We start from the raw sequence: 25934 nt of genomic DNA, 5'->3' as shown, positions 1-25934 counted from the left end.
TTCTAGACATAACCTTTCCTCATTTCGTTCTTTGATTTATCAAAGCAGGACACAATCCTACCGCTCAAAATCCTTGAAGAAAGTCATGCAATTTACATTCTTCTCGATGCTCTTCCGGTATCTTTATACGTCATAGTGTAACGATTCGACGGTGGAGAAACGATGAGAATTCAACAGAAGAAGTTGATATGTCTTTTAATAGTGATGGGGTTGATGTCAACAGGGGCATACGCAGCCAAACCTTTGGCACCCAAAAAATTGGATCCAAGTCAACTGGTCAAGGCCAAGCCCTTCAAAGCCCCGGAAAGTGAAGAGGAACTAAGGGGCATGGCACTCTACAATCAAAACTGTCGGCTGTGTCACGACCCAAGGCTATTTAAGTTGAAGAGCCCGTTAAGGCTGCCCAGTGCGGCCTCAAATCTGACGGGCCTGTTTGAACCGCCCCGTTCGCGCTCAGCGGAAGCGGTCAAAGCGTCCATCATGAACGGATATCCCACCCTTATGCCCAGTTTTCGCAATAGTTTTAGCGATGAAGAATATGCGGCTTTGATCGCCTACATCAAAACCCTCTAAGAGTCCTGATCCACTAAGGAGTTTCGGATATGACCTTTCCCAAAGCGGTAAGCCTTGTTGTCGCAGCATTAACCCTAATGATTGGCATCACCGCGTGCAATCAAACCGCTGTCGACCAGACAGATTCTACGGCACTACCTTCCTACGTCCTGGACAAATCTTTCCCTCCCGAGTTGCCGAATGGGTGGGTCATGGGGCGTCCTTCCTCTGTGGCCGTTGACGCCCTTGATCACGTTTGGATTCTGTCTCGACCGTGGATGGTTTCGGACGAGCAGCGCTCTCGCGCTGCGCCGGCGGTGATGGAGTTTGATGAAAACGGAAACTTTGTTCAGGGCTGGGGTGGGCCGGATGATGCTTATATCTGGCCTCGCATCGAGCATGGCATTCATGTTGACCATAAACGCAATGTCTGGGTTACCGGCATTGATGGTAAGGGCGGCACGGTAATGAAATTCACTACGAACGGAAAACTGCTTTTCCAAAAAGGAGGAAAAGAGGAGAGTGGTGGTAATGCCGACACCAAAAACCCGAGAATGCCGGCCGATGTCTTTGTTCATCCGGATACTAACGAAGCCTTTGTCGCGGACGGATACGTCAACCGACGTATTTGGGTGTTGGATGCGGATACCGGTGCATTCAAACGCCAGTGGGGAGCCTTTGGCAAAGCGCCAAAAGACGTATGGGCGCCCGGTGCGCCATTGCCCGACGAAGTCCCGGTGGAGGAAGTTCTGACGACGGAAGGCCCCGGGCCGGATGCGTGGGGTACCGTGCATGGTATCGCGGTTTCCCGGGATGGACTCGTTTACGTGGCCGACCGGGATAATCGTCGCATACAGGTATTTACAACGAATGGGGACTACGTCAAGCAGGGGTTTGTCAACCGCACTGGGCCCAAGCCCAAAAGCGTAGCCCGAATTGTTTTCTCACCGGATGTGGGGCAAAAACATATTCTTGCTCCCGACTATGGGAACGGCAAAGTCTGGTTCCTCGACAGGCAGTCTCTGGAGGTCCTTGGTGGTTTCGGTATCAAGGGACACGAGTTGGGGCAGCTACATGCATTGCACCATATGGCCAGCGATTCAAAGGGAAATCTCTATACGGCGGAAGTGGACAAAAACAGTCGTGTACAGAAATTTCGTGTTTCTAAATAATCTGTTTTGACAGGAGTTATACAGCTTTGAACAACCACCACTTCACCAAAAGTCTATTGACGGTAATCGGGCTGATGTTGGGCTGCAGTGCGTTTGCCGCCGAGCCAGAAAGCGTCAACCACGCACTTCGAGTCTGGGACGACAGTGCTCGTGCCGGCGTTCCACCTTTACTTAAGGGCTGGCTAATTTTCATGAAAGTGGTCATCTTGTGGAGCCTCTGCTTTGTCTTTACAAGGGGCGTCTCTCGCTGGGTGGTGGGTGGGGTATTGGCCGATCAATTGTTGGGGTCATGGATTGCCCAAACATTGGAGCTGGAGGCTTTAGTGGGCTACAGCTCTCTCATGCATCTGATCTTCTGGACACCAGCACTGATTGTGCTCCTGATAAAGCGTCCATTCATGACAGAGCGCAATATCTATGGGGTATGGAGCGGTGCGGTCACTTTTACCTTTTTAGTGTCATTCCTTTTTGATATACGAGACTCCGTCATTTATTTGGATCATATCACCGGGCTGGGTATTCTAACCTGACAATGGTGTAATAAGTACTTTCCCCCTTCCTAAATCAGGCCATGCTCTGTGTTCCACTGGGCATGGCCCCCAAGAACATTCCTACTGGACGAAAGACCAGTGGCGTCGAGGTAACCAGCCGCTGTCGGCGTGATATAATTCTATTCAAGGTCGGCTATAGAATCGATAGGAGTGGAGTAACCCATGATAGGCAACTTTTCCCGTGCCCGACACATCTGGATGGATAAGCTCCCACCCCATCTGCAACAAGCTCTACGCAAAAAGATGAAAATCCTCCATCTGAAGGATAAAGACATTCTGCTTCAGCAAGGCGGCCACCCTGAAGGGATATATGAGCTGCAAGAGGGGCGGATCAAAGCCTACGTAACCGCTTCGGATGGGAAGCAGGTGTCTCTCAACATTTTTTCGCCTCGCGTGCTGCTTGGGGAGGCGAATGTGCTGACGGATACTCCCTTTGCACAATCGGCTCAAGCGATGGGAGATACGCTTTTGGGGTTTTTGAGTACGGCTTGCTTTAATGAGATGCGCGAGAAGCATCCCGAGATCGATAAGGTTTTGCTGCAGAACTTCAGTCACAAGCTGATTTGGATGAATGACTACATGATATCGGTGGCAACCAAAGATTTGGAGGCCAGACTCGCGGGAAGATTGTGTCGATTATTGATGAGAGACAAAAGCGTCGACGAGGCAACGATGGACCAGTCTCACGTGCTTGACTGTACCCAAGAGGACTTGGCCGAGCTTATCGGTACTACCCGGCAATCCATCAACAAGGTTCTAAGAGCGTGGGAAGAAGAGGGTATTGTCGGCAGCCAATACCGCTCTTTGGTTGTTAATGACTTGGCCCGACTGGAGTCAATTGCCGAAGGCCGATAATCGCAGTATCAATCACGCACCACGCAGGGTATCGATAATTTGATACGCGGTTTCAAGGTCCGGCATGTCTCCCCTCCAGGCGACGAAGCCATCGGGCCGCACCAGGGTACAGGATTGTTGATAGAGATCTCTACATTGTGAATCATCCGAACTTTTGACTTCGATCGGCAGGCCTCGTTCCCGGGCGGCCTCTAATAGAGTATGAGGGTCTTGTTCGCCCAGGTTAACGAGCGTGAAGTGCTGATTGAACCAATCCAGTGTTGAGGTGCCGTCAGGTAACCAGGCATGAGGTGCACGCCCGCCAGGTTTAGAGGACTGTACATAGGCCCCCTCCTGAGCCTCGGGCAGTTCGCTGCCATCATCGACGATAATCGGCGATCCGTCATAGCGGTAGCCAACGTCCGCTGCTGAGAAGTCAAACGTATTGGCGTTATTGGATTCGAAGTGCTCGCGAACCGCGTTACGGATGGTATCGCCTTCTTCGCCGTCGTCCCAAAGAGCCGGGGGAGGATTCACAACCGCATCTGCATGTCCGAATTTGCGATCCAGCACCTTAACGGGTTCCGGGCCGGAAAGATCGGCACCCTGAAATAACAGTAGCTGCAGTGTGGCATCGCGCCGTTCAATCGTATAACTGTCAAGAAGCTTCGCGCCGCCCCAGCCCTGAATGCTTGCGGCCAGCTTCCATCCGAGATCCAGAGCATCCGCCATTCCACGGTTCATCCACAGGCCACCAAAAGTGGTTCCGCGCGCGGCGGCATCACCGGCCAGGAAGACACGACCCTTGCCGAAGCTCGGGCACAGCGCCTGTCGAAGTTGCCAGGAACCCATGCTGATGATGTCGATGTCCGTATCAAAACCGGCGATGCTTTGCAGGTTTGCTTTGGTTTGCTCGGCGTTTTCCAGATCGACCACACCAGGGCCGTGTAATCTCCAGAGTTCGTTGCCGTCGATAGCCACGAGCATCCAACCGGAGTCATGTGGGCCTGATGCATTGCCGAGCAGTCGATACTGCCACCGGGCGGGTATGCGACCGGCCAGTCCCGTTGACCTGAAGTACACGGAATCAATCTTGGGTTCTTCCGGTGGCAGGCCTTCAAGCTCCATGCCAATTGAGTGTCTAACCAGGCTGTTGGCGCCGTCACAACCGACCACGTAATCCGCGCGAATTTCCTCGCTCTGCTCTGTGTTCAAGTCTTTGACTTGCACCGTCACACCGGTGTCATCCTGGTGAATCGACGTGACCTGCGCGGGTGAGTGCAGGATTACCCCCAGATCCAGTGCTTCCTGGCGTAGTACAGGGTCGACGTATCGCTTCGGTTGCCACATTTCGCTTTCCGGCGAATAGGAAGGGCGATAACTGTCCCCATTGGACTCTTTTACATAACGGCGGAGTTCGTGTCCTCCTACATGGGTGAACACGCCAACGCCGCCATCCCAGTTGGGGTCGAAACCGGTCTCCCGTATCCTGGAGGCAAGCCCCCAGCGGCGAAGTATTTCTCCACCACGAACGGAGAGGTGATTTGCGGTCGGGTAGATCAGCTCGTCGGCGGGCCTCTTTTCAGCCACGATGGGTTTAATGCCCCAGCGACAAAGTTCGATCGCGAGGCTCAACCCCACCGGGCCCCCACCTACGATCAGCACTGATGTATTCGAATTGCCTGATGTCGTCGCCATTCTATGTCATCCCCAGATTGTAGAATTCAGTCTATTGATAAATTGCTTTGTATGGTCAAAGTTTGGAGTTCGGCCATAAGCTCAATCTACCAAGATTTTTCCGATAACAATGCAAAGCAGATGACATTCATGGATCTCTTTCATTGACATACTTCCAACAACTGACTAATCGGACAAATATCCGCAGCAGCGGTATTTCTGTTGGAGTAAAAACACAATGTCTAAACCTGCACTAGTCGAGTCCGGCAACCAAGGATTGATGGCGAGACTGAGCGAGTCACCAAATTATCTCTTGGTTTTGATGTTTCTGGTATCGGTATTTAACATTCTGGATCGGCAAATACTGTCGATATTGCAGGAGGAGATCAAGCTTGATCTCAGCCTGACGGATTCACAGATCGGTATGCTGGCCCTGACCTTTGGTATTTTTCAGGCGCTGATGGCGGTGCCCATCGGTCGGATGGCAGACACTCAGTATCCGCGAAAAGCCGTATTGTCAGCCTGTTTGGGTGTATGGAGCCTGGCGACAACCCTGTGTGGTTTTGCGCAGAACTTTGCGCAGCTGATGTTGGCAAGATTGGGCGTCGGCGGTGGAACGGCGGGTTTCGCACCAACCGCTTTTTCTCTGATTTCGGACAAAGTGCCTGTTAAAAGGCGTTCGTTTGCCATCGCCTTGTGTATGTCCGGGACTACCCTCGGTATGGCGTTGTCGTTGGCCGCAGGCGGGGTATTGGCGGATACGGTCGGCTGGAGAATGACATTTATCATTGCCGGCATTCCCGGTTTGATTCTGGTGCCTTTGTTGATCTACACCGTTCGTGCTCCTGAACGCGGGCATGCGGACGGCCTGACCGAGCAGAGCAATGGTATCGGGTTTATGCCGTCGCTGAAACGATTGATGATGACAAAGTCCTTTGTTTTTGTGGTGGCCGGTGGTGCGATAAAAGCCATTGCCTTTAACGGTATTATTCAATGGATACCGGCGTTCTATATGCGCAAGTTTGACCTGTCCATGGGTGAGGTCGGCACGACGCTGGGACCGATTATCGGCGTTTTTATGCTGATCAGTATGCTGGTCTCTTCGTACATTGCGGACAGGCTCGGCGAACGGGATCTTCGCTGGCACCCGTGGATCATCAGTGTCACATTGTTGCTCAACTTCCCTTTTATCTATTTCGCACTCGTTGTTGATAGTTACTATCTATCTTTGGTTTTCTACGCGCTGGCGACTCTGATGGGAGCGGCAATGATGGGCATTAATAACTCCATGATACAGAATGCCGCTCCGGTTCAGATGCGTGGTACCGCGACTGCGATTAAAACCCTGGCCCTGGGTCTGTTAGGCTGGGGTGTCGGTGGCGCATTGATCGGCATATTGAGCGATCTGTTTGGTGCAGAAGGCTCCGCTGAGGGATTGCAGACCGCACTGGTGTTGGTGTCCATTGGTTTACCGGTAGCGAGTTTGTCGTTCTTCCTCAGCAGTGGTTCTTATACCTCTGACTGCGAAAGCGCTCGGGAGCTCTAACCGGTATGACCAGCTATACTTTCTTTTTCAACAGGAAAGATCTATGGGATTAAACAAACGATCATTAGCGGCACTCAGTGCTCCTGGGGTTCCGATGTTTGCCCTGATGATGCCGCTGGTCATTTTTATCCCGCCATATTATGCCGAGCACATGGGGCTTGGCATGGCAACGGTCGGTACCCTATTCACCTTGGGCCGTTTGTTCGACGTCGTTACTGATCCTTTTGCGGGCGTGCTGATGGACAAAACCCGCAAATTTATTCCCAAACAGGGCTGGATCACGCTAGGTGCTATTCCTCTCAGTCTGGCCATCTGGAACATCTTTTTCGCGGAGCCACCGGGCGATCCGACGACGCTGATGATATGGATTCTGGTACTCTACGCAGCCTGGACGTTAATGAGTGTCGGGCTATTCAGTTGGGGCAGTGAGGTGGCCCGGAACTACCATGAACGCTCAGTGGTGATGGGGGCGATACAGATCGCTAACCTCTCCGGCACTGTACTTGTGTTGGTGATACCCGCCGTGATTGAGTTTTTTGTCAATACTGATGATGTCCAGCTATTAAGGATTCGGGCCATGGGTTTCGCCATACTCCTGTTGTTGCCCATCGCGCTGATCATCAACTGGTTATTTGCACCTCGTCCGGATCGGCATCTGCAAGCGCCCGGTGAGTCAGTTTTATCGTCACTAAAAGGTGCGTTCGCAAATCCATCCTTTCGCAGGCTGATTCTTGCGGACCTGTGCATAGGCTTGATACTCGGTACACAAACCGCGATTATCGTGTTTTATGTAGAAATCGTCTTGAACTTGCAGGGGCGTGCGGCCATTTTGCAACTGCTGACACTGGTGATGTCGGTGATTGGTTTACCGCTGTTTTTGCACTTGGCCCGCAAATGGGAGAAGCACGACTTGCTCTCCATCGCCGTATGCTGCACGGCCATTGTTGCTGTTATCGCCAGCCAGGCTCCAGCCGGCTCTCTGTATTTTGCTATGGCTTGTTACATGCTCTACGGCTTACCCATTGGTGCCGCACAAATGCTGCCCAGATCCATTATGTCAGATGTACTGGATGAAACCCGGCAGAGCTCTGGAGATGCCCAAACCGGATTGTATTTTGCATTTCTATCAACAACATTCAAACTCGGCATGGGGCTGGGGGTTGGTGTGACCTATCTGATTGCGGCCGTGGCCGGGTTTGATCCGATTACAGCTCGCATGGATGATTCTGCGCACTGGGTGATACGAACCATGGTAGGGGTTCTGCCGGCCGCTTTAGCACTTATCGTCACCATGGCGATGTGGCAGTTTCCTCTGAATCGCAAACGTTGCGAAGACATTTATGGCGATACAGCGGGTCATTAGCCCCGCCGCCAACGATGAAACCTCTCTGCCAACGCCAGTATTCGCGTGGGTTTGTTGGCTTTTTTCCACTCTCCTGCTGCGTACTTGTTGGCTTCCGCCATCGTCGGGTAAATATGAACGGTTCCAAGAATCTTGTTTAACCCAATACCGTACCGCATGGCCAGCACGAATTCTGATATCATGTCTGCCGCATTTGCACCGACGATGCTAACCCCGAGAATTTTGTCTTTTCCTGGAACCGTTAACACTTTCACGAATCCTTCGGCCTCGCTGTCCGCAATGGCTCGATCCAGGTCGGAGATATCATAACGAGTGAGTTCATACTCGACACCAGCATCCGAGGCTTCTTTCTCATTTAAACCGACACGAGCCACTTCCGGGTCGACAAAGGTGGCTCTCGGTATCACTGAATAGTCCACGCCAAAACGCCATAGTGACCCGAACAGCGAATTGACGGTAGCGTACCATGCCTGGTGCGCCGCTGCGTGTGTGAACTGATAGGGGCCTGCAACGTCGCCGACCGCATAGATATTGGGGTATTTTGTCTGCAGGTAGTCGTTGACTTCGATGGTGCCATTCGGGTTCAGGGGGATTCCGAGCTCTTCCAACCCGAATCCCTTTGTATTCGCCACTCTGCCAACTGCGACCAACATTTTGTCGAACCCGATTTCTTCAAGTCCCTGCGATGTGCGGCAGATCGCGTAATTTGCACCACTGTTGTGACCGACTCTTATAACTTCAGTGCCAGTAAGAATGGCAATATTGTCCTTTAACAGACTGGTCCTGACCAATGCCGAGACTTCTTTGTCTTCCCTGAACATGACGTCAGACTGCATCTCGATCAGTGAAACCTGACTTCCGAGCCGGGCGAAGCTCTGTGCCAGTTCGCAACCAATTGGTCCGCCCCCGAGTACGACCAGGCGTTGCGGCAGTTCCTCCAGGTCCCATATAGAGTCTGATGTCAGGTAATCGATGTTCTCCAGTCCCTCGATAGGGGGCACAAAAGGACGTCCGCCGGTAGCAACAATAATATTTCGGGTGGTTAATGTAATTCCGTTGACGTCAACACAATAAGGGGACGTAATTTTGGCTTCGCCCTGGATAACGTCCACGCCCAATTCTGTATAGCGTTCGATGGAGTCATGGGGTTCAATGTTGGTAATGACATTTCGTACTCTGCTCATGACCTGCTTGAAGTCAATCGTCGCACTAGCATTTGCAATGCCATATTTCTCGCATTCATCAATGCCGGCCTTAAACTTGGCCGACCGTACTAGCGCCTTGGAGGGCACACATCCGGTGTTGAGGCAATCACCCCCCATTTTCTCCTTTTCGATCAGTGTTACTTTGGCATTGACCGCAGCGGCAATATAGGCACTGACCAAGCCTCCGGCTCCGGCTCCGATCACAACAACATTGGTTGAGAAATTGTCAGGGCGGGGATGGCTTTTGTAGATTCGAAATTGGTTTATTTTGTTGATAATCGATTTTGCCAACAACGGGAATATTCCTAACAATGACAAAGACAGAATCATGGTGGGTGACAGGATGCCTCCAGCGGATTCCAGCTTGGCGAGCTGTGTTCCTGCGTTTACAAATACCGCTGTACCAGCCAGCATACCGATCTGACTTACCCAGTAAAAGGTGAAGGTACGGATGGGCGTCAACGCCATAACGAGGTTGATGACAAAGAAAGGGAATAGCGGGACCAGTCGCAGTGTAAACAGATAAAATGCACCGACTTTCCGCACTCCTTCGTTGACAGACTCCAGCTGTTTGGAAAATCGACTATTGATTGCGTCGTGCAGAAGGTATCGAGAGACCAAAAAGGCAAGAGTGGCCCCAATGCTGCTGGCAAAGGAAACCAGAACCAAACCTGTTGTCAGTCCAAAGATGGCTCCGGCAGCGATCGTCATAACGGCCGCACCGGGCAGAGAGAGACCGGTGATGACAACATAGACTACAAAAAAGATGACACCCGTTATTACTGGGTTTTGGGTAAAGATATCGTTCAGTTTGACTTGGTTGGCTTTTAGAGTTTCAAAGTGGAGATAGTGATTAATGTCGAGTGAGAAAAACAAAATTACTAGTATTCCGATGGTCAGCACTATGGCCGATCGTTTAATGCTCATCTTGTCGTATTCCTTAATCACAGGCTTCGATTTTCACGGGAATGCCGGTCATAAATGATTGGTTACTTATTTTTTCGTAGCTGCCGGGCCCCGAGGGCAGCAGCTCATTAACATTCACCCCAGGGTATTTATTTGCAACTTGCATTTTAGCGCACGTATGCCCCCATCCATGGGTCATGGCGACAGTGCCACGTTTCAGGCCGCTATCGATCGACACTCTGGCGACGATTTCGCCATGTCGGCTCGAAATGCGAACCAGACTGTCTTCCAGCACCTGTCTGGCCTCGGCATCATCCGGATTCATATATAACGGATTATCCAAATGTTTCTTCCTTTTTAAGGAAGGTATATTGTGAAACCAACTATTAATCATGTAGTTGGTTCGACGTGTAATCAGCTTCAACTGATCTTCAACCTCATGGGACATTGATAGAAACAAGTCTTCACAGGCTTCGATGGGTTCCTGAAATAGCTCGGGGCAGCAGTCGATTTTTCCGGATTCCGTTTGAATCCATTCATCGAAAAACATGCCAGGCCCGGGGTTTGGCAGAAGCTCAGTCTTGTCTGGCCGTTGAGCGAGACTTTCAATCGATAACCCTGATTTACTCAGCATGTAATTGGGTCTTTGATAGATTCTAGACAGATCGTGATCGAGAACTGATTCAAGCCCCATTGCCTGCGCAAGTTTCGCGAAAATCCACCACTCAGGTTTTCTTTCATACTTCGGCGGTACCACCATGTCGGTATATTGCACGTAGGGCCGGTTTTGCATACCCAGTCCGCAAATATTGATGTCTTGCCGTTCGTACATGTCCGTTGCGGGTAATACCAGATCAGCCAGCTCTGCCGTCTCCGACGAATAAAGGTCAATAACGATCAACAACTCAAGGCTTTGGAATGCCTCTCGCAGCCGAGAACTGTCACCCACAGAAATCAATGGATTGCCGGCGGTTACCACCAGGGCTTTTATCGGAGACTCTTTGGCCAGTATCATATCGGCCATTAAGTTTCCGGGTAGGAATCCCATAATATCCCGCACTTCCCCGAAGGGAGTGTCGAAGTAGGGTAACCCTTGTCGTGCCTTGCCGGCACCGGCCGCGGGATAGAACCCGCGGGAATAGTAGTTACCTCCCGGTTGATCGAAATTTCCTGTAACCGCACTCAGCATAAACAATAGCCAATAGGCCAACGTACCCTGCCGACCCATATTGACACCGGTGGACATATAGACTGCTGCGGATTCGGCGTCGGCGAATTCGTCGGCAAGATCAATGATTTGTTCCCTACTTATACCTACGACGGCGGCAACCCGTTCTGGAGGATAGTTGGCAATAAATCGTCTTAGCCCTTCAACGTTGTTACCATGGGTGCTAAGAAATTCTTCATCAAATTTATTTTTGGCGTCTAAGTGATTCAGCATGGCGGCCATCAGGTAAACATCTGTGTCGGGGTTTACTAGTACGGTTTCGCCTATTCCAGCAGAAGATTCATTGATTCTGGGATCAACAAAACGGATTTTGGCGCCGCGCTTCTTCGCGTTTCTGAAGCTCTTTAAGGGGTCGGCTATCGACATAAAGCTCATGTGCGATACCCTTGGATTGCAGCCGAAAGCGAGCAAAAAATGGGTTCGCTCAATATCGGGGATGGGGTGGATTGTGTTTGAGCCAAAGATAGCTTCGCTACAGGCGAATTTGTTGGCGCAGTCTTGCGTGGCGGAGCTGAAGTTTCTGGTGATTCCAGTTTTTTTCAGAAACTCGATAAGCGCCGGTTGCCCCAGTGTATTGAACGCCAGAGGGTTTCCTGCAAAACTGGCGATGGCGTCGTTGCCGTATTTTTTTCTTATTTCGGACAGTCGACGCTGCGCCACATCAGAGGCTTCGTCCCATGTGACTCGCTCGAAGCCTTGAGACGATTTTGATAACGGATGAGATAGTCTGTCGGTATCCCTGTGAATGTCCAGGGTTGCCAGCCCTTTATGACAGGCGAATCCCTTCGATATTGGGTGGTTCCGATCAGGCTTTACTGAAACAATTTCGCTATTTTCCACTTCTGCAACCAATGCGCAGGATGGCTCACATATGCGGCAGAATGTCTTAACCTCTTTCATTTACGACTCCAAGAATATTTAACTGTGTTCGCTGGGTTTACAGAGCTGAGAGAGTGACAAGGATTACCCGGTATCTCAGGGGATAGACATGAAAATGAGGGAAGATTCGCTTCGGAGATACGACAGGAAATTATCTGAAAATCCCCATCAGTCAGTAGAACAGGTATTCACCCGTTGTCAGGTGAATACCTCTCACAGCATGGGAGGATTTTCCCATGCTGCTGCCGGATTATCTGAACAGAAGCTCCGGTCTCATGGTAAATTGAATCATCACTTGACGAGGTGAATTTCTGACACCCCCTTGCGATTCCGGCGTTTCTTCAGTGCCTGAGCGGGGAATTCCACCGGAATTCACCAAAACAATCTCATCGGTGAGATTCTTGGTGATAATGTCGACGGACCAGGCGTTATCTTCGCTGTAGAAACCGAGCCCGGCATTCAGGGTCCAGTACGCGTCGGCCTCTCCCCAGGGAGTATCCCGTCGATCCGCCATGTAACCGTCACTAAAGCTGGCCATCATATTCAGCTTCATTCGAATCCCATCGGTTAGCGATCTATCGTAGTTGAAGCCCAAGCTGCCAGAGTAGTCCGGAGCATTACGAAGTCGATGTCCGTCTCTGTTTTGTGCATCGATCCCTGTGCCGGTGAGCAATCCGCCGGCGTCGGTGGCCAGGTCATTGTCGACATCCACATTGCAATCGCCGGGCTCGATGAACCTCTGATATTCATTACACTGGGAAATGTAGGACTTGTACTCATTGTCCAACAGCGTGACGTTGCCGGTCACACTTAAACCTTCCATTGGAGTGAGCCACAGTGCGTCGAATTCAATACCACGAATCACGGCTTCGGCCGCATTGATCGTTCTGGTGGTGACGGTGCCGTCTTCCAAGGTGAATACCGTGGGCTGCTGCAAGTCTTCATACTCATAGAAAAAGGCAGCAGCGTTTAATCTGAGGCTATTATCAAACAGCATCATCTTTGCGCCAAATTCCAGACCTCGTACGGTCTCTTCTTCGTAATCCATTGCAGCGGGCTCTCCGTCCACACTGGGTGCCAGATCCAGTAAGCTGGCGTCGTATCCCCCAGACTTAAACCCCTCTCGGTAGCTGCCATAGAGGGTCAGCGCATCGCTCATATTCCATGTCAGTGAGAGTTCAGGTGATAAGTTACTGTATTCCAGATCCGGGTTGGTAATCTGGTAATCCCCCTGGGATACGAAGCAACAGGACTCTTGGGTTTCCCCTTCCATGGAACGCTCTTCTTCGGTATAACGGGCGCCGATAGAAAGCTCGATGTCTTCCGTCAATCCGTAACTCAACTGTGAGAATACCGACCAGGATTCCCCGTAAACGGTTGCTATGGAATCGGGAATGATTTTAAAGGTCGGGTGAATCCAGACAGAACCTGCGCTAGAAACCTCTCGATCGTCTGCGTAGGCTCCGACCATCACATCGACGTCCCCGATCTCACCGGACAGTCTGAACTCCTGGGAAAGCTGCTCCGTTGTTAACGCGCTTGCGAATCCAAAAGTGGCGGAGAAGTCAGCCGCCGGCGTCGAAGAGGTACCGCCGAAAAATTGGTTGTCCATGTCAACGTAGCCGGTAACACTGCGAATGGACCAAGTGTCGTTGAGATCGTGGTCGATCTTCAGCGTGTACTGGCTGAGTTCATAGGAATGGCTGGGTTCATCGTCATCGTATCGGGATGGGGCAAGTACCTTATTATTTACAAAGCCTTCCACAGTGAAATTGTCGCTGAGTTTACAATCGTCCCAGGGGTTAACTCGGAGTGTCACTTCAGCACAATGGATTAATTGGTTGACAGTATGGTATCCGCCCTCGCGCTTAGCATTATAGGCTTTCAAAGTGACTGAGCTGTCTTCGAATGTACCCTGCAGAGTGCCGACTATAACCGTTTCGTCGAACTGCGTACCGGTGTCTTGTGGCGGTTGATTCGCGCTTGGATCACCCTTCCCCCAAATATTGTTGAAGTCTCCCTGGGTGTCCATATGACGAACGCCAATTCGGGCTCCCCAGTTTTCGCTCAGAGGCCCGGATAGAATAACATGACCAAACACGTTCTCAGCGGTGTCCTCGTAGCCGACTTGAATTTCACTGAAGAACTCTTCGGTCGGGTCTTTCGTGCCGACGGCGATAACTCCTGCCGGAGAGTTCTTTCCAAAATACAGCGCTTGCGGTCCTTTCAGAACTTCCACGGTTTGAATGTCGAAGAGGCTGAATCTGAGTAATTGCGGTGTACTGTGCGGGACACCGTCCATATCGAGCGAAGTAGAGGTGTCAGCGGCCGGGTTGGTTGCGCCTCCTTGAATACCTCGGAGGGTGACGTTAGGAAATATTGATCCTGTATTGTATAAACTCAGACCGGAAACCATCTCATTGAGGTCGTGAAACTCTCGCGTTGCGTAAGCTTCCAGGGCGTCAGCATCAAGAGCTTGAACGGTTACTGGAATATCCTGAAGGCTTTCCTCCTTTTTGCGCGCAGTAATGATAACTTCTTCAATTTCCCATCCCGTGGTTTCGGCGAACGCCGAAGGATTGTATGCCGTAAAAACGGCACTGGATACAGCTGCCGCTAAGCAGGATTTTTTATATAACGTTTTTATCATTGTGGCTCTTCCTCTCTTGTCTTTTGGAGTTTTGCTTCCAGAGCCAGTCTGACAAAGAAAAAGGCGTGGGAATGTCATTTGCCTTACATTGTTTTAAAATTGCTTTCTTTAATCTTGAGGGGCACCTTGAGCAAAGCAAGGTTCTACTGAGAGGTTAGACAGGCTTTATGAGAACCGCAAACGCGGTTCTCTAAGTTATTGATCTGAAATGAATCTGACAGTTCAGGAGGCACCCTTGGCCTTATTCACCAGTGAGACTACCTGATTGTCCCACTGGTCCCACCAGTAGCGCACTTTACCGATATCAATGTGCAGAAAGTCCTTCTCCGGGTAATAACCCACGCCCCCGGCTTTTAGATCCAGGGCAGCTTTAAAGGTTTGCATCAAATCCTGGTTGTCGAGTTTAAAGTCGAGTGCGACCCCTTGGGTATGCAGGCTGTCGCGAGATACGCCGGTGAGGTACTTTTTGAGAATGTCGTTGGTTTTCTTTGAGCGATAACCGGAATGCAGTATGACATCGCCCCGGTGACCGGTTCGGTGAATCAATTCAAACAGTGCGTCGTAGAGTGCCGGTTTGATGTCGAAGACTTCATCGTCGCGATGGTCTCGCAGGACATGGTTGAGGCCGGCGAGTCCCTCCGCATGGTAGGTGGCCCCCTCCCAAAAGACGCCGTTCCAACGGTCGGCGCGCCAATACTCGCCGGACCAGCGTTCACCGGTGTTGGCATTGTAGATGGACAACTGTCGACTTAAGGGTTTGTTCCGGCTAGCGGCGCTGGCAATTCCCGGTAACGAGAGGGCTGCCAAGCCACCAAGACAGCCCCGTACGAAAGCTCGCTTTGATCTATTCACAACACTACTTATATCTAAAAGAACCAAAGCGCTCAATTATTGTTCAAGTGGGACGAAATATCCACTGTTTGGGGGGGTGAGGGGGATCATTGGCCGGTATACACCTCATTGGCATGTCATAGCGCCTTCCCATCACAGAGCCGAAACGTCCCTGTCTCTGGGCCCGACCTGTTTGTATTTGCCTGCATAGTCAATTGGCTTCTGTCTGATTGTTACCACCGTCAGCAACGACGCGGTTTTCAGTATTGTGCCGTCGTCGTCGAACGCGGAACAGGCTATAGTGCGCGCTGACCAACTATGGAATACAGATATGGGGAAATTAATCGGCGCCCTGCTGGGCTTTCTCAGTGGCGGTCCAATTGGCCTGTTGATAGGGCTCGGCTTGGGACACCTGTTCGACCGGGGGCTGCGAAACGCCTCTCTGGGACTCAACGGTGAAGCGCTGCATGAGGCTCAGGAGAGCTTCTTCACCACGGTGTTCACCCTGTTGGGCCATATGGCCAAGGTGGATGGTCGCGTCTCCGAGGAGGAGATCGCCCAGACAGAGCAGCTGATGGACAAGCTCGGTCTCAGTGCCGATCACCGCCGCCGTGCCATTGATCTGTTTCAGCAGGGCAGTCGCCAGGGCGTGGAGCTGGAATCTCTGCTCTCCGGTTTTCTGCGTAACTGTGGCCGACACCCCAACCTGAAACAGATGCTGCTGGTGTACCTGATCAATTTGGCACTGGCCGATGGGCAGGTACACGCGGCTGAGGAACAACTGCTGCGCCAGGTGGGCGAACGCTTGGGGTATTCCGGCTCTGCCTTCGAACAATTGATGCGCATGATCAATGCCCAGAACCAGTTTGGCGGTCACTGGCAGCAGTGGCAGACTCAGCGGCCAGCCGCGGTCGATGAGCTGCAGCTGGCCTACGAGGCGCTGGGGGTGGAATCAGGAATCAGTGACCGGGACCTGAAAAAGGCCTATCGAAAACTCATGAGCCAGTACCATCCCGACAAGTTAATGGGCCAGGGTCTGCCCGAAGATATGATCCAGGAGGCCACCGAGCGCTCCAAGGAAATTCAGGTAGCCTATGATCTGATCCGCAGACAGCGAAAATCGGGCTAGACGGTAGGAACAGGACTTCCCGATCCAAGTCGCGACTTCAGGAAGTCCACCGCCACGTTGATCTTGGGAATCACATACTGAGAACGCTGGTATAACATATAAATCCCCAAGCGCATCCCCTGGGTGGCTGACACTTCCGTCTCCATCGGCAACAGCTGCAATTCACCTCGCTCCAATTCCTGTTCCATGGTCCAACGCGGGAACAGGCCAATACCTTTGCCCTTTAACAGTGCGCACTTGAGAATATTGCCGGAGTTGCTGATCAGTGCGATTTCCATGGGGATTGGCTGCCATTCTTTTCCGATCTTTCGATGCCAGTAGAGCACCCGCTGCGGGGCGCGATAGACAATGGCTTTGTGTCCGGCCAGTTCTTCTGCCCGGGTCGGAGTGCCGTATCGTTCCAGATACGCCGGGGATGCGCAGAGTACAGAGGTGTTGTCGTCGATGTACTGGGCAATCACGCGGCCGTCGGGCAGTGCGCCACCGCGGAAGGCAATGTCTACGCCGTCACGACTCAGATCGGTGACCCGGTCTGACAAATCCAGGTCCAGGGTGATTTCCGGGTATAACGCCTGCAATTCTTCCAATAGTGGCAATAATCGCACTTCGGCGTACATGGGCAGGGAGCTGATGCGCAGAATACCGGAGGGTGAGCTCTGGTAGCTGCCGATCTGGCTTTCCGCGCGGTCCACCGCGGAGAGAATATCGCGGCAATGTTCCAGGTATATCTGGCCAATCTCGGTGAGGGCGACGTGGCGGGTGCTGCGCTTAAGGAGCTCCGTGCCCAGTTCGGCTTCCAGGGCCTGGATGCCCCGCGAGAGGCTGGAAACCGGAATCCGGGCCTCTCTGGCGACTCCGCTAAAACTGCCCATCTCGCTGATGCGGCAAAAATGGCGCATGGCGCCGAGTTTATCCAAAGATGCCTCTACTTTTTCACGTGGCTTGGTTTCACGTGGCTTGGTTTCACGTGGCTTGGTTCGCCGAGTTCGCTTTTGCAAATTCAGCAATAGTGTTTCGCGATTATGCCATCTTATCGTCAAATCTGGAAAGGCGTACGCTGGCACCTGACATTAACGTTTACCCCTATTCACGAGAGCCAATCCCATGGAATATACCGCCGTTAAGCTGGTTAAGCGCCCTGTTCTGAACATTACCCCGGACCTGTTCGAGGTGGTCAAGCTGCAGACCCCGGAGCTGGAGGAGGGCCAGATTCTGGTCAAGCAAACCCATATGTCACTGGACCCGGCCATGAAGGGTTGGATGATGCCGGATACCGACAGCTATATTCCACCCGTGGGTCTGGGCGAGGTCATGCGCTCCAGTGGTCTGGGCGAGGTGGTGGAATCGCGCAATGCTGACTTCCCGGTGGGCAGCCGTGTGGTCGGCCTTATTGGTTGGACAGAATACGCCGTCAGCAATGGCGAAGGTTTGAATATCGTGCCAGCCGAGATCCCTGCAGAGGCTATTCTTTGCGTGCTGTCTCTGCCGGGGCTGACGGCTTATCAGGGGCTGATGGAAATGGGCAAACCCAAGACTGGGGAGACCATAGTGGTGTCCGGTGCGGCCGGCTCCGTCGGTTCCCTGGTCGGGCAGCTGGCCAAGGCCGAAGGTTTGCGTGTGGTGGGTACTGCGGGCAGCGATGACAAGTGCCGTTGGCTGGAGGAAGAGCTTGGTTTCGACAAAGCCATCAACTACAAGTCAGCCAACCTGCGGCAAGCACTGGCAGATGCCACCCCTGATGGCGTGGACCTTTACTTTGAGAACACTGGCGGAGAGATTCAGCACGCGGTGTTCGAGCGTATGAATGCTCATGGGCGCATCATCGTCTGCGGTATGATTTCTGACTACAACACCGATTCGCCTTCCGCCGGCCCCAACTGGATCAATATTGTCCGCAAGCGACTGACTATTCAGGGGTTTGCCATGCCGGATCACTGGCACAAGATTCCTGAGATGTCACAAAAGCTGGCGGAATATCTGATGACCGGCAAGCTCAAATACCGTGCTCACACACTACACGGGCTGGAAAGCGCAATTGAAGGCATCAATCTGTTGTTTACCGGTGGTAACACCGGCAAATTAATGGTCGAGCTATGAGTTTTGACGAACAGTCGGTACTGCGGATCGATATGGTTTCCGATGTGGTGTGCCCCTGGTGCACCATCGGATACCAGCGCTTACAGAAGGCACTTTCTCAATTTCCGGATCTCAAAGTGGAATTGAGCTTTAAGCCGTTTGAGCTCAATCCCGCCATGCCCCCGGAAGGCCAGAACGTGAATGAGCATATTGCTGAAAAATATGGTCTGGATGTGCCCACGATTGAGCACAACCGCCTGCAATTGCGGGCGGTGGCAGCCGAGGAGGGGGTGACCTTTACCAGTGATAGTGAATCGCGTATCTACAATACTTTTCTGGCGCACAAACTATTGCTCCGGGCAGAAGCAATGGGGACGCAGACAGCCCTTAAGCTGGCGTTGTTTCGTGCCTACTTCGAGGAGCGCAGGAATATTTCGGACGCCGAAACGCTGGTAGACATTGCTGAGCAAAATGGCTTCAGTCGTGAGCAGGCGATGGCGGCTTTGGAAGACGAGGCGCTTTCCCAGGCAGTTCGCATTGAGGAAAACGCCTATCGCTCCATGGGCATTACCGCTGTGCCGACATTTATCTTTAATCAGCAATATTCGGTGAGCGGAGCCCAGGATGCAGGTGTACTGGGCAATGTGATACAGGAAATTACGGCGCTGCTGCGGTAAGCATTGAGTCATTGATTCTCTGAGGGCGACAGAGCGGTGCATCGGTGAAATTGACTGTATTTATGGGGGGCAGGGCTGGGGGGTTGTTTTCGGAACTATAGTTAGTTAGACTAACTAATATCGAGATTGAGAGCTAACCTAATGGCCAACTTTATTTCAGACAGCCACAAGCTTATGGTCAGCCGCTTTGGCCAGATTGGACGCTTGATGAGCAGGGTAATCGAAGCCCGGCTCGTTCCTCTGGGCATTACTTATCAGGAAATGCGCATTGTCGGATTATTGATGGGGGAGACCAACATTACCCAAAAGGATCTGGCTGACAAGCTTGCTGTTAGAGCGGCGACCTTATCGGTCGCAATTTCCAAACTGGAAACCCAGGGGTTGGTCAAGCGCGTTCCCAGTCCAACGGATGGCCGGGTGAACTACCTCAGATTAACGCCGAATAAGAAATTCAGCCAGGTTGATACCTTACTGGAGGGGGTCGAAGGTGACATGATCCAGGGGATTTCCAAAGCCGACCTGAAAACCGCATCGAAAGTGCTCAATCAGGTTGTCGAAAACCTGCAAAGAGCGAACCCGTAAATTTATCGTATCCAAACCCCAATCAGCGGAGGTGGTTACCATGACACTGCTTATTCTTGGAACACTGATTTTTTTTGGCATTCACTTTGTCCCCTCGACACCTTTGCGAACCAAAATGGTGGAGTCCCTGGGGCTGGCCAAATACAAAATACTGTTCAGTCTCGCCTCAGTGGTTGGGTTGGGATTGATTATCTACGGCTTCGGTCAAGCCAGTTATATCCATTTGTGGAGCCCTCTCCCGTGGGGCAAAACGCTAACCATGGTTACCATGCCCATCGCCATTCTGTTATTGGTAGCGGCTGATATGCCCAACAACATTAAACGCTGGGTGCGCCACCCGATGTTGATCGGCCTGTTCTTGTGGGGCGGGACTCATTTGCTGGCGAATGGAGATCTGGCCAGCACCATTCTGTTTTTAAGTTTCGCGATATTTGCCGTGCTGGATCTTATGCTGGTGACAATGAGTGGTCGCGGCAAACAGAAAAAACCGGTCAATGTCGGTTGGGATGTAGCTGTGGTTGTTGTGGGGCTCTCTGTTTACGGTTTGCTGTTCTACTTCCACGGCACCATTACCGGTGTGCCTCTAATTTGATGGGCATGCCGGTGTATCGAAGCAACGCTATCCGGCGGTTCGTTTGACATAATCCCTTGGCGTTACCCCCGTCCAACGCCGAAAGGCCCGGTAAAATGAGGTGGGCTCGTTAAACCCAATATCCTCCGCCACCTGCTCGATGCTGCGCGCCCCGCTGCCGAGCAGGTAAATCGCGGTATCCCTGCGAATATCGTCTTTGATCTTCTGGTAGGAGCTGCCTTCATGCCGCAGCCGCCGGCGCAGGGTGGCGGGTGTCAGGTTCAGGCGTTCGGCTATCGCTTCTATTTCCGGAAACTCACCACCCACATTGCCTTTTATCATTAACCGAATGCGGTCGAGTAAGCTGGTTTCGTAGTCCGGCAGTGACATCAATGCCAGCGAGGGCAGGGTCAGAAATTTCTCCAGGCTTTCTTCATTTTGCAGGTTGGGCAGATCCAGTTTATTGGCACTGAACACAAGGCTGTTGTCAGGCTGATCAAATCGAATTGGTGAGCGGAACAGCAAATTGTAATCGTTGGCATGGGCCGGGCGCGGGTGTGTGAAGTTAACGACCTGCAGCCCCAGATTTTGCCCGATCAGCCAGCAGGACAAGCGGTGGACGATAGCCTGCAGGCACAGCAGCATAAAATGGTCGGGGTCAACCATGCCGGCTTTGGGGGTGAGGGTGTAGGTGGCGAGGTCGCCATCCACAGTCAGCTGCAGGTCATAGCAGTCGCTGACGATATGATAAAAGTCGATGCCGCGGCGCAAGAACTGTCCCAAGGTGGGCCGATGAATGCAGGCGTAGCACATCATGTCAAAGGTGCCCGGGCGCGAGGTGCGCTCAAGAAAGCCACGGTTTTCGTCCTGCAGCAGGTCCATGACATCATGGGAGAGCTGCACAAACTTGGTGGCCGGCACTCTCGCTTTTTCCGTGGCCAGCAGCTCCTCGGCAATGCCGGCCTGATCAAGAAGGCTTGAGCCATCGCAGCCGTTGCGTACCGCAGATGCCAGCATCGCTTTCACATAATTAACCGGGACCGTGGCGATTTCCATGCTCTTCTCTGGGCTTCACTTCTGGCGTTGTTGTTATCCTCAGTAGACCCCAGCGGCAGGCGCATTGTCAAACATCGATTCCACCCTTGTTTGACCGAACACGCCGCCATTCACATGGCATCTGCCCAGACGACGGCTCCCCCCTGCCGGCCCCATTGGTCAAACTGTGGCCGGTAGACATCTTCCAAAACGGCACGTTTTACCTTAAGAGTAGGCGTCATAAAGTTGTTGTCCACTGTCCACAATTGTCGGAACAATACCAGAGCGCTGAGATGTTCGTGTTTATCCAGACGGCTGTTTGTGTCTTTTAACAGTTGCTGCAGAGCCTGCTGCAATTGTTGCCGAAAATCCGGGCAACTGCAGCGTTCCACCGCGGCTGCCGAGAGGGTCGCCAGGGCGATGGGTTGTGGCAGGTTATCGCCGGTTACGCAGATTTGTTCCAACCAGGTATTGCGCAGCAACAAATCCTCAATGGGGGCCGGTGCCACGTATTTTCCCTTGCTGGTTTTAAAAATCTCTTTGATGCGACCGGTGATTTTCAGGCGGTTCTGTGAATCGATTTCGCCCTTGTCTCCGGTATGCAAGTAGCCCTCGGTATCGATCGTCTCTGCTGTTAACTCCGGTTGAAGGTAGTAACCCAGCATATTGGTGGGGGACTTGATCAGGATTTCGCCCTGCGATGAAATTTTACAATCCACAAACGGGCTGGGCACGCCAACGAAACCGATTTTGGATTGACCGGGGCGGGTGCTGTGGGAGTAGGCAAAGTTCTCGCTCATGGCGTAACCTTCCAAAATGGTAATGCCCAGGGACTCGTACCAATCCATTAACGAGGTGGACAGAGGCGCCGCGCCACTGACACCGATGCGCACCTGATCCATACCCAAAGCACGGGTCAGTTTGCGTTTTACCCAGCGTGATACCAGCGGCAATTTTAACAGCCGTTTCAGTTTCTGTTCAGGTACTTGTTCCAGCACACGTTGCTGCAGTTTTGTCCAGATGCGAGGCACCGCAAAAAACAACGTGGGTCGGGCGCGACGCAGGTCGTCGGCAAAGGTTTCCAGCGAGTTGGAAAAGTAAACGGGGAACCCGGCATAGAGCTGATTGATTTCAATTGCCGCCCGCTCGGCAACATGGGCCAGCGGCAGGTAAGACAACATACGATCCGATTGTCGATTACCATAGAGCTCACCGGTCAGCGAGCCGACCGTCGCCATGGTGGCAAAGGAGTGCATCACGCCCTTCGGCATTCCCGTGGTACCTGAGGTGTAGATAATCGTTGCGAGATCGTCCCTGGAGCGCACAGGGCTGTCGCTCATTGGTGGCGTCTGCTCCATCACCCGCTGCCATTGCTGCCGGGTTTGAATGCCTTCGGGGGACAGCGGCAGAGAAATGGTATGTGTGCCCTCAGGAATACCTGCTTTCATGCTGTCCCAGTCTTCCAGTTTGCCCACAAAAATAACCTGAGCTTCGCTGTGATCCATGATCTTGCGTACACTGTCGGCGGTTAATACCGGATATAGAGGAACGGAAACATGGCCGGCCATCCAGATAGCCATATCGGCCAGAATCCAGTGAGCACAGTTTGCGGACAACAATGCGATACGGCTGCCTTCGGGCAACTTCAGAGATTTGAGGTACGCTGCCATTCGACGGATCTGGTCACCACTTTCGCGCCAGCTGATGTTCTCCAGATGACCATCCGGGTATGGCTGAACAAAACGGATTTCTCCACCGCGCTGTTGTTCGTGGTGGTACAAGCGTTCCAGCGGCGTGGGGAGCTGGCCCAGTTGGGCTGTGGATTGGGCGAGGGCTGTCATAGTGTTGAGCTCCATTTTTCCTGATTCTGATTAACGCGGTACTTGCTGACCCATGGCCCTGGCTCTCGCAGCCTGCTCGCTGGCCATCTGCATACGCTGCAGAACTTTGTCGATGGCGAAGCTGCCGGATGGCTGGCGTGGCGGGAATTCCCGGTAAGTCATCAACCATTTGCCGATAACCTGCTGCAGCGGTACAAACAACCACAGATTGTCTGCCATCCAGCGGGTGTACATGCCCGAGTCCATGGAAACTTCAAAGGGATCGGTGCGAAGATTCATGCCGATGGGGATATTGAGCTGCTGGCGTTCTCCACCCCAGCCGTCAGGCATAATGGCGAAGTGAACCTTCCAGTCGTTCCAGCGCACCGCGTTGAGATTGGCGTTGTCATCAAAGAAGAAAACGGACTGCCGAAGATGGGGGCCTTTGCCGGTCAGTCTTTGGGTTTGGTCAAAGCCGTCCAAGTGAACCTTAAAGGTCTTATCACCAGCGCGGTGGCCCTTCATCAGTTTTTTCTTGATGTTTGGCTCTCCTGCTGCGGTCAGGAATGTCGGCAACCAATCCATGTGGTGAGTGACATCGTTAATCACACTGCCTGGCTTCACCACGCCAGGCCAGCGGACCATTGCCGGCGCTCGAAAGCCGCCCTCCCAGGTAGTGCCTTTTTCACCTTTAAAGGGCTCCATGCCACCATCGGGGTAAGTGTTGGTTTGAGAACCGTTATCGGTGGAGTAAACCACGATGGTATTGTCATCAATACCGAGCGCCTTGAGCTTGTCCAGTAACTGGCCCACGTGGTGATCGTGCTCCATCATGCCGTCGGCGTAGAGTCCGTAACCCGAGCTGCCGCGCCAGCGCTCGGCCAACCGTGTCCAAACGTGCATGCGTGTGGCGTTAAACCACAGGAAAAAAGGTTTGCCGGCTTTTTGTGACTTTTCCATAAAACCCATGGCCGCGTTAGCGAACTCCTGGTCGACCGTCTCCATGCGTTTGCGATTCAAGGGACCCGTGTCTTCGACCCGACCGTCGGCGTATGAATGGATAACACCTCGTGGCGCAAAGCGCTTATGAAAAGCGGGATCTTTCGGGTAAAAATAGGTTTCCGGTTCTTCTTCTGCGTTCAAGTGGTAAAGATTGCCAAAGAATTCGTCAAAGCCATGATTGCTGGGCAAAAATTCATCTTTGTCGCCCAGGTGGTTTTTGCCGAATTGCCCGGTGACATACCCGAGGGGTTTGAGCAACTCGGCAATGGTGGGATCCTCAGGCTGAATGCCGATATCTGAGCCCGGCATACCGACTTTTAGTAAACCAGTGCGAAAGGGATGTTGGCCGGTGATAAACGCCGAACGACCAGCGGTGCAACTTTGCTCAGCGTAGTAGTCTGTATAGAGCGCACCTTCCTGGGCAATCCGATCGATATTGGGGGTGCGGCTGCCCAGCATGCCCCGGTGGTAAGCGCTGATATTCCACATGCCGACATCATCGCCCCAGATCACCAGGATATTGGGCTGTTTGTCCTTGGCCTGGGCGATCGTACAGGCTGCCAACGTTGCCACAAGGCATACGCCTGCGGCCAGTCGACGCGAAAAAGTCTTGAGAATCCCCATAAAACAATCCTGTTACAGCGTGAGTTACAGTCCTTACTCTAGCGACTGCCCAGTTCGCTCGCCATGGCCCGGTTGAGCAGCTTTTCTGGCCCAATTGCATCATGGATCTGTGTACTGTCCTCAACAGCCAGAAATATTGCGCATTGAGGACATTGTCAGTCCGGGCGCCGGCACCTACATTGTTACCATGGTCGCTATACCGACGGAGAATTTGCCATGACTCAAACACTGCTTGTAGAGCAGCAAAATCGAATTTGCACATTGACCCTCAACCGGCCCGAATCCTTGAACGCCCTGAACCACGAGCTGTTTCAGCAGCTGCGCAAGGCCGTGGACGACATCGCCAGTGCCGGAGACGATATAGGCTGTGTGATTTTGCGAGGCAACGGCAAGGCGTTTTCCGCCGGTCACGATCTCAAAGACATTGCCACAGGAACGGAGCTGGATCATTCAGACTATGAAGCGACCACCCTCGAAGCGCTGGCAAGCTTGCCGGTCCCGGTCATCGCGCAGGTGCATCGTTACTGCTTTACAGGGGCTTTGGAGCTGGCGCTTGCCACAGACCTGATTTTTGTCAGCGACGATACGGTTCTGGCCGATACCCATAGCCAATGGGGTTTAAGCCCGGTATGGGGGATGACCCAAAGGCTGCCGCGCCGAATCGGCGTGGCCAAGGCCAAGGACATGATGTTCAGCAGCCGCAAGGTGGGTGCCGCAGAGGCGCTGGCCATGGGGCTGGTGGACCGGGTCTGTAAGCCGGAATCACTGGGGGATGAGGTGCTGGCCTATGCTCAAAGTGTGGTTCGGAACTCCGGCGACAGTCACCGCATATGCAAATCCATTCTGGAAGCCACTGACGGGCTGCGCATTCACGACGGTCTGGATTACGAGTACACCAACAGCCCAGGTGCCTGTGCGGATATGGCGGAGCGGGTAGCTCGCTTTACCGAGCGGAAGTAAGCTCAAATAATTAGATAACGCCCATCCAAAATTACTATTTTTAACCACAGGACGGATGACCGAG

The 25934-nt window shown here is 52.6% G+C and carries 21 protein-coding genes; 12 read left to right on the top strand and 9 right to left on the bottom strand.

Translation table 11 applies throughout. The features are described from left to right. Positions 1–162 precede the first annotated feature (162 nt). The 4 genes from HBA55_RS18425 to HBA55_RS18410 all read left to right on the top strand — a co-directional run bounded on the left by HBA55_RS18425 (position 163) and on the right by HBA55_RS18410 (position 3130). Positions 163–573 (top strand): c-type cytochrome, encoded by a 411-nt coding sequence (locus HBA55_RS18425; RefSeq protein ID WP_166994462.1) that lies wholly within the window; start codon positions 163–165, stop codon positions 571–573. A 29-nt stretch (positions 574–602) separates the two neighbouring features. Then, the gene (locus HBA55_RS18420; RefSeq protein ID WP_166994460.1) at positions 603–1724 is read left to right on the top strand and encodes an NHL repeat-containing protein; all 1122 of its coding nucleotides are present in this window, start codon (positions 603–605) and stop codon (positions 1722–1724) included. A gap of 26 nt (positions 1725–1750) precedes the next feature. Continuing rightward, positions 1751–2254, top strand: a complete 504-nt coding sequence (locus tag HBA55_RS18415) for a hypothetical protein (RefSeq protein ID WP_166994458.1) — start codon at positions 1751–1753, stop codon at positions 2252–2254. A 183-nt stretch (positions 2255–2437) separates the two neighbouring features. Continuing rightward, on the top strand, positions 2438–3130 hold the full coding sequence (locus HBA55_RS18410; RefSeq protein ID WP_166994456.1) for a Crp/Fnr family transcriptional regulator: 693 nt from the start codon (positions 2438–2440) through the stop codon (positions 3128–3130). A gap of 12 nt (positions 3131–3142) precedes the next feature. On the opposite strand, the gene HBA55_RS18405 is transcribed toward HBA55_RS18410, so the two are convergent. Beyond that, positions 3143–4807 carry an FAD-dependent monooxygenase gene (locus HBA55_RS18405; RefSeq protein ID WP_166994454.1) on the bottom strand — a complete coding sequence of 555 codons (1665 nt, stop codon included), beginning with the start codon at positions 4805–4807 and terminating at the stop codon, positions 3143–3145. Positions 4808–5024: 217 nt separating this feature from the next. Here HBA55_RS18405 and HBA55_RS18400 point away from each other — a divergent pair, with 217 nt between their 5' ends. Both HBA55_RS18400 and HBA55_RS18395 read left to right on the top strand, forming a co-directional pair. Further along, entirely contained in the window at positions 5025–6332 is a 1308-nt protein-coding gene (locus HBA55_RS18400) for a spinster family MFS transporter (protein ID WP_166994452.1), read from the top strand. 43 nt (positions 6333–6375) lie between these two features. Further along, on the top strand, positions 6376–7695 hold the full coding sequence (locus tag HBA55_RS18395) for an MFS transporter (RefSeq protein ID WP_166994450.1): 1320 nt from the start codon (positions 6376–6378) through the stop codon (positions 7693–7695). Here HBA55_RS18395 and HBA55_RS18390 read toward each other — a convergent pair. The 4 genes from HBA55_RS18390 to HBA55_RS18375 all read right to left on the bottom strand — a co-directional run bounded on the left by HBA55_RS18390 (position 7692) and on the right by HBA55_RS18375 (position 15415). Next, complete coding sequence (locus HBA55_RS18390; protein WP_166994448.1) at positions 7692–9827, bottom strand: FAD-dependent oxidoreductase; 2136 nt, start codon at positions 9825–9827, stop codon at positions 7692–7694. The genes HBA55_RS18395 and HBA55_RS18390 overlap by 4 nt on opposite strands. Positions 9828–9840: 13 nt before the next feature. Beyond that, positions 9841–11934, bottom strand: coding sequence for a molybdopterin-containing oxidoreductase family protein (locus tag HBA55_RS18385; protein ID WP_166994446.1), 2094 nt, complete (start codon positions 11932–11934; stop codon positions 9841–9843). A 229-nt stretch (positions 11935–12163) separates the two neighbouring features. Beyond that, positions 12164–14563, bottom strand: a complete 2400-nt coding sequence (locus tag HBA55_RS18380; RefSeq protein ID WP_166994445.1) for a TonB-dependent receptor — start codon at positions 14561–14563, stop codon at positions 12164–12166. A gap of 222 nt (positions 14564–14785) precedes the next feature. Next, entirely contained in the window at positions 14786–15415 is a 630-nt protein-coding gene (locus HBA55_RS18375) for a peptidoglycan L,D-endopeptidase MepK (protein WP_166994443.1), read from the bottom strand. 310 nt (positions 15416–15725) lie between these two features. Between HBA55_RS18375 and djlA the strand changes: the two genes are divergently transcribed. Then, positions 15726–16523 (top strand): co-chaperone DjlA, encoded by a 798-nt coding sequence (gene djlA / locus HBA55_RS18370; protein WP_166994441.1) that lies wholly within the window; start codon positions 15726–15728, stop codon positions 16521–16523. Here the strand turns inward: djlA and HBA55_RS18365 are convergent. Next, positions 16520–17440 carry a LysR family transcriptional regulator gene (locus HBA55_RS18365; protein WP_166994439.1) on the bottom strand — a complete coding sequence of 307 codons (921 nt, stop codon included), beginning with the start codon at positions 17438–17440 and terminating at the stop codon, positions 16520–16522. The two genes, djlA and HBA55_RS18365, sit on opposite strands and share 4 nt — an antisense overlap. Positions 17441–17627: 187 nt before the next feature. Here HBA55_RS18365 and HBA55_RS18360 point away from each other — a divergent pair, with 187 nt between their 5' ends. The 4 genes from HBA55_RS18360 to HBA55_RS18345 all read left to right on the top strand — a co-directional run bounded on the left by HBA55_RS18360 (position 17628) and on the right by HBA55_RS18345 (position 20450). Next, entirely contained in the window at positions 17628–18620 is a 993-nt protein-coding gene (locus tag HBA55_RS18360) for an NADP-dependent oxidoreductase (protein WP_166994437.1), read from the top strand. Then, on the top strand, positions 18617–19276 hold the full coding sequence (locus tag HBA55_RS18355) for a DsbA family oxidoreductase (protein ID WP_166994435.1): 660 nt from the start codon (positions 18617–18619) through the stop codon (positions 19274–19276). The genes HBA55_RS18360 and HBA55_RS18355 overlap by 4 nt, the downstream gene beginning before the upstream one ends. A gap of 141 nt (positions 19277–19417) precedes the next feature. Beyond that, positions 19418–19858, top strand: a complete 441-nt coding sequence (locus HBA55_RS18350) for a MarR family winged helix-turn-helix transcriptional regulator (protein WP_166994433.1) — start codon at positions 19418–19420, stop codon at positions 19856–19858. A 40-nt stretch (positions 19859–19898) separates the two neighbouring features. Beyond that, the gene (locus tag HBA55_RS18345; RefSeq protein ID WP_166994431.1) at positions 19899–20450 is read left to right on the top strand and encodes an NnrU family protein; all 552 of its coding nucleotides are present in this window, start codon (positions 19899–19901) and stop codon (positions 20448–20450) included. Between the two features lie 27 nt (positions 20451–20477). On the opposite strand, the gene HBA55_RS18340 is transcribed toward HBA55_RS18345, so the two are convergent. The 3 genes from HBA55_RS18340 to HBA55_RS18330 form a co-directional block, all read right to left on the bottom strand. Further along, entirely contained in the window at positions 20478–21485 is a 1008-nt protein-coding gene (locus HBA55_RS18340; RefSeq protein ID WP_166994429.1) for an AraC family transcriptional regulator, read from the bottom strand. Positions 21486–21595: 110 nt separating this feature from the next. Next, positions 21596–23305 (bottom strand): AMP-binding protein, encoded by a 1710-nt coding sequence (locus tag HBA55_RS18335; RefSeq protein WP_166994427.1) that lies wholly within the window; start codon positions 23303–23305, stop codon positions 21596–21598. 30 nt (positions 23306–23335) lie between these two features. Then, positions 23336–24910 carry an arylsulfatase gene (locus tag HBA55_RS18330; protein WP_166994425.1) on the bottom strand — a complete coding sequence of 525 codons (1575 nt, stop codon included), beginning with the start codon at positions 24908–24910 and terminating at the stop codon, positions 23336–23338. A gap of 216 nt (positions 24911–25126) precedes the next feature. Here HBA55_RS18330 and HBA55_RS18325 point away from each other — a divergent pair, with 216 nt between their 5' ends. Further along, positions 25127–25870, top strand: a complete 744-nt coding sequence (locus tag HBA55_RS18325) for an enoyl-CoA hydratase/isomerase family protein (RefSeq protein ID WP_166994423.1) — start codon at positions 25127–25129, stop codon at positions 25868–25870. Positions 25871–25934: the final 64 nt, after the last annotated feature.

This window comes from Pseudomaricurvus alkylphenolicus, from assembly GCF_011683955.1.
In the GTDB taxonomy this organism is placed as follows: Bacteria; Pseudomonadota; Gammaproteobacteria; order Pseudomonadales; family Cellvibrionaceae; genus Pseudomaricurvus; species Pseudomaricurvus alkylphenolicus.
Note: the sequence above shows the minus strand (reverse complement) of the source record. Positions and strands in the feature narration are given on the sequence as shown.

Coding starts and splice junctions, on each gene's coding strand:
- djlA (WP_166994441.1), top strand. CDS start 15,726: ATGGGGAAATTAATCGGCGCCCTGCTGGGCTTTCTCAGTGGCGGTCCA.
- HBA55_RS18360 (WP_166994437.1), top strand. CDS start 17,628: ATGGAATATACCGCCGTTAAGCTGGTTAAGCGCCCTGTTCTGAACATT.
- HBA55_RS18380 (WP_166994445.1), bottom strand. CDS start 14,563: ATGATAAAAACGTTATATAAAAAATCCTGCTTAGCGGCAGCTGTATCC.
- HBA55_RS18425 (WP_166994462.1), top strand. CDS start 163: ATGAGAATTCAACAGAAGAAGTTGATATGTCTTTTAATAGTGATGGGG.
- HBA55_RS18410 (WP_166994456.1), top strand. CDS start 2,438: ATGATAGGCAACTTTTCCCGTGCCCGACACATCTGGATGGATAAGCTC.
- HBA55_RS18345 (WP_166994431.1), top strand. CDS start 19,899: ATGACACTGCTTATTCTTGGAACACTGATTTTTTTTGGCATTCACTTT.
- HBA55_RS18420 (WP_166994460.1), top strand. CDS start 603: ATGACCTTTCCCAAAGCGGTAAGCCTTGTTGTCGCAGCATTAACCCTA.
- HBA55_RS18350 (WP_166994433.1), top strand. CDS start 19,418: ATGGCCAACTTTATTTCAGACAGCCACAAGCTTATGGTCAGCCGCTTT.
- HBA55_RS18400 (WP_166994452.1), top strand. CDS start 5,025: ATGTCTAAACCTGCACTAGTCGAGTCCGGCAACCAAGGATTGATGGCG.
- HBA55_RS18355 (WP_166994435.1), top strand. CDS start 18,617: ATGAGTTTTGACGAACAGTCGGTACTGCGGATCGATATGGTTTCCGAT.
- HBA55_RS18405 (WP_166994454.1), bottom strand. CDS start 4,807: ATGGCGACGACATCAGGCAATTCGAATACATCAGTGCTGATCGTAGGT.
- HBA55_RS18335 (WP_166994427.1), bottom strand. CDS start 23,305: ATGACAGCCCTCGCCCAATCCACAGCCCAACTGGGCCAGCTCCCCACG.
- HBA55_RS18330 (WP_166994425.1), bottom strand. CDS start 24,910: ATGGGGATTCTCAAGACTTTTTCGCGTCGACTGGCCGCAGGCGTATGC.
- HBA55_RS18325 (WP_166994423.1), top strand. CDS start 25,127: ATGACTCAAACACTGCTTGTAGAGCAGCAAAATCGAATTTGCACATTG.
- HBA55_RS18390 (WP_166994448.1), bottom strand. CDS start 9,827: ATGAGCATTAAACGATCGGCCATAGTGCTGACCATCGGAATACTAGTA.
- HBA55_RS18340 (WP_166994429.1), bottom strand. CDS start 21,485: ATGGAAATCGCCACGGTCCCGGTTAATTATGTGAAAGCGATGCTGGCA.
- HBA55_RS18385 (WP_166994446.1), bottom strand. CDS start 11,934: ATGAAAGAGGTTAAGACATTCTGCCGCATATGTGAGCCATCCTGCGCA.
- HBA55_RS18395 (WP_166994450.1), top strand. CDS start 6,376: ATGGGATTAAACAAACGATCATTAGCGGCACTCAGTGCTCCTGGGGTT.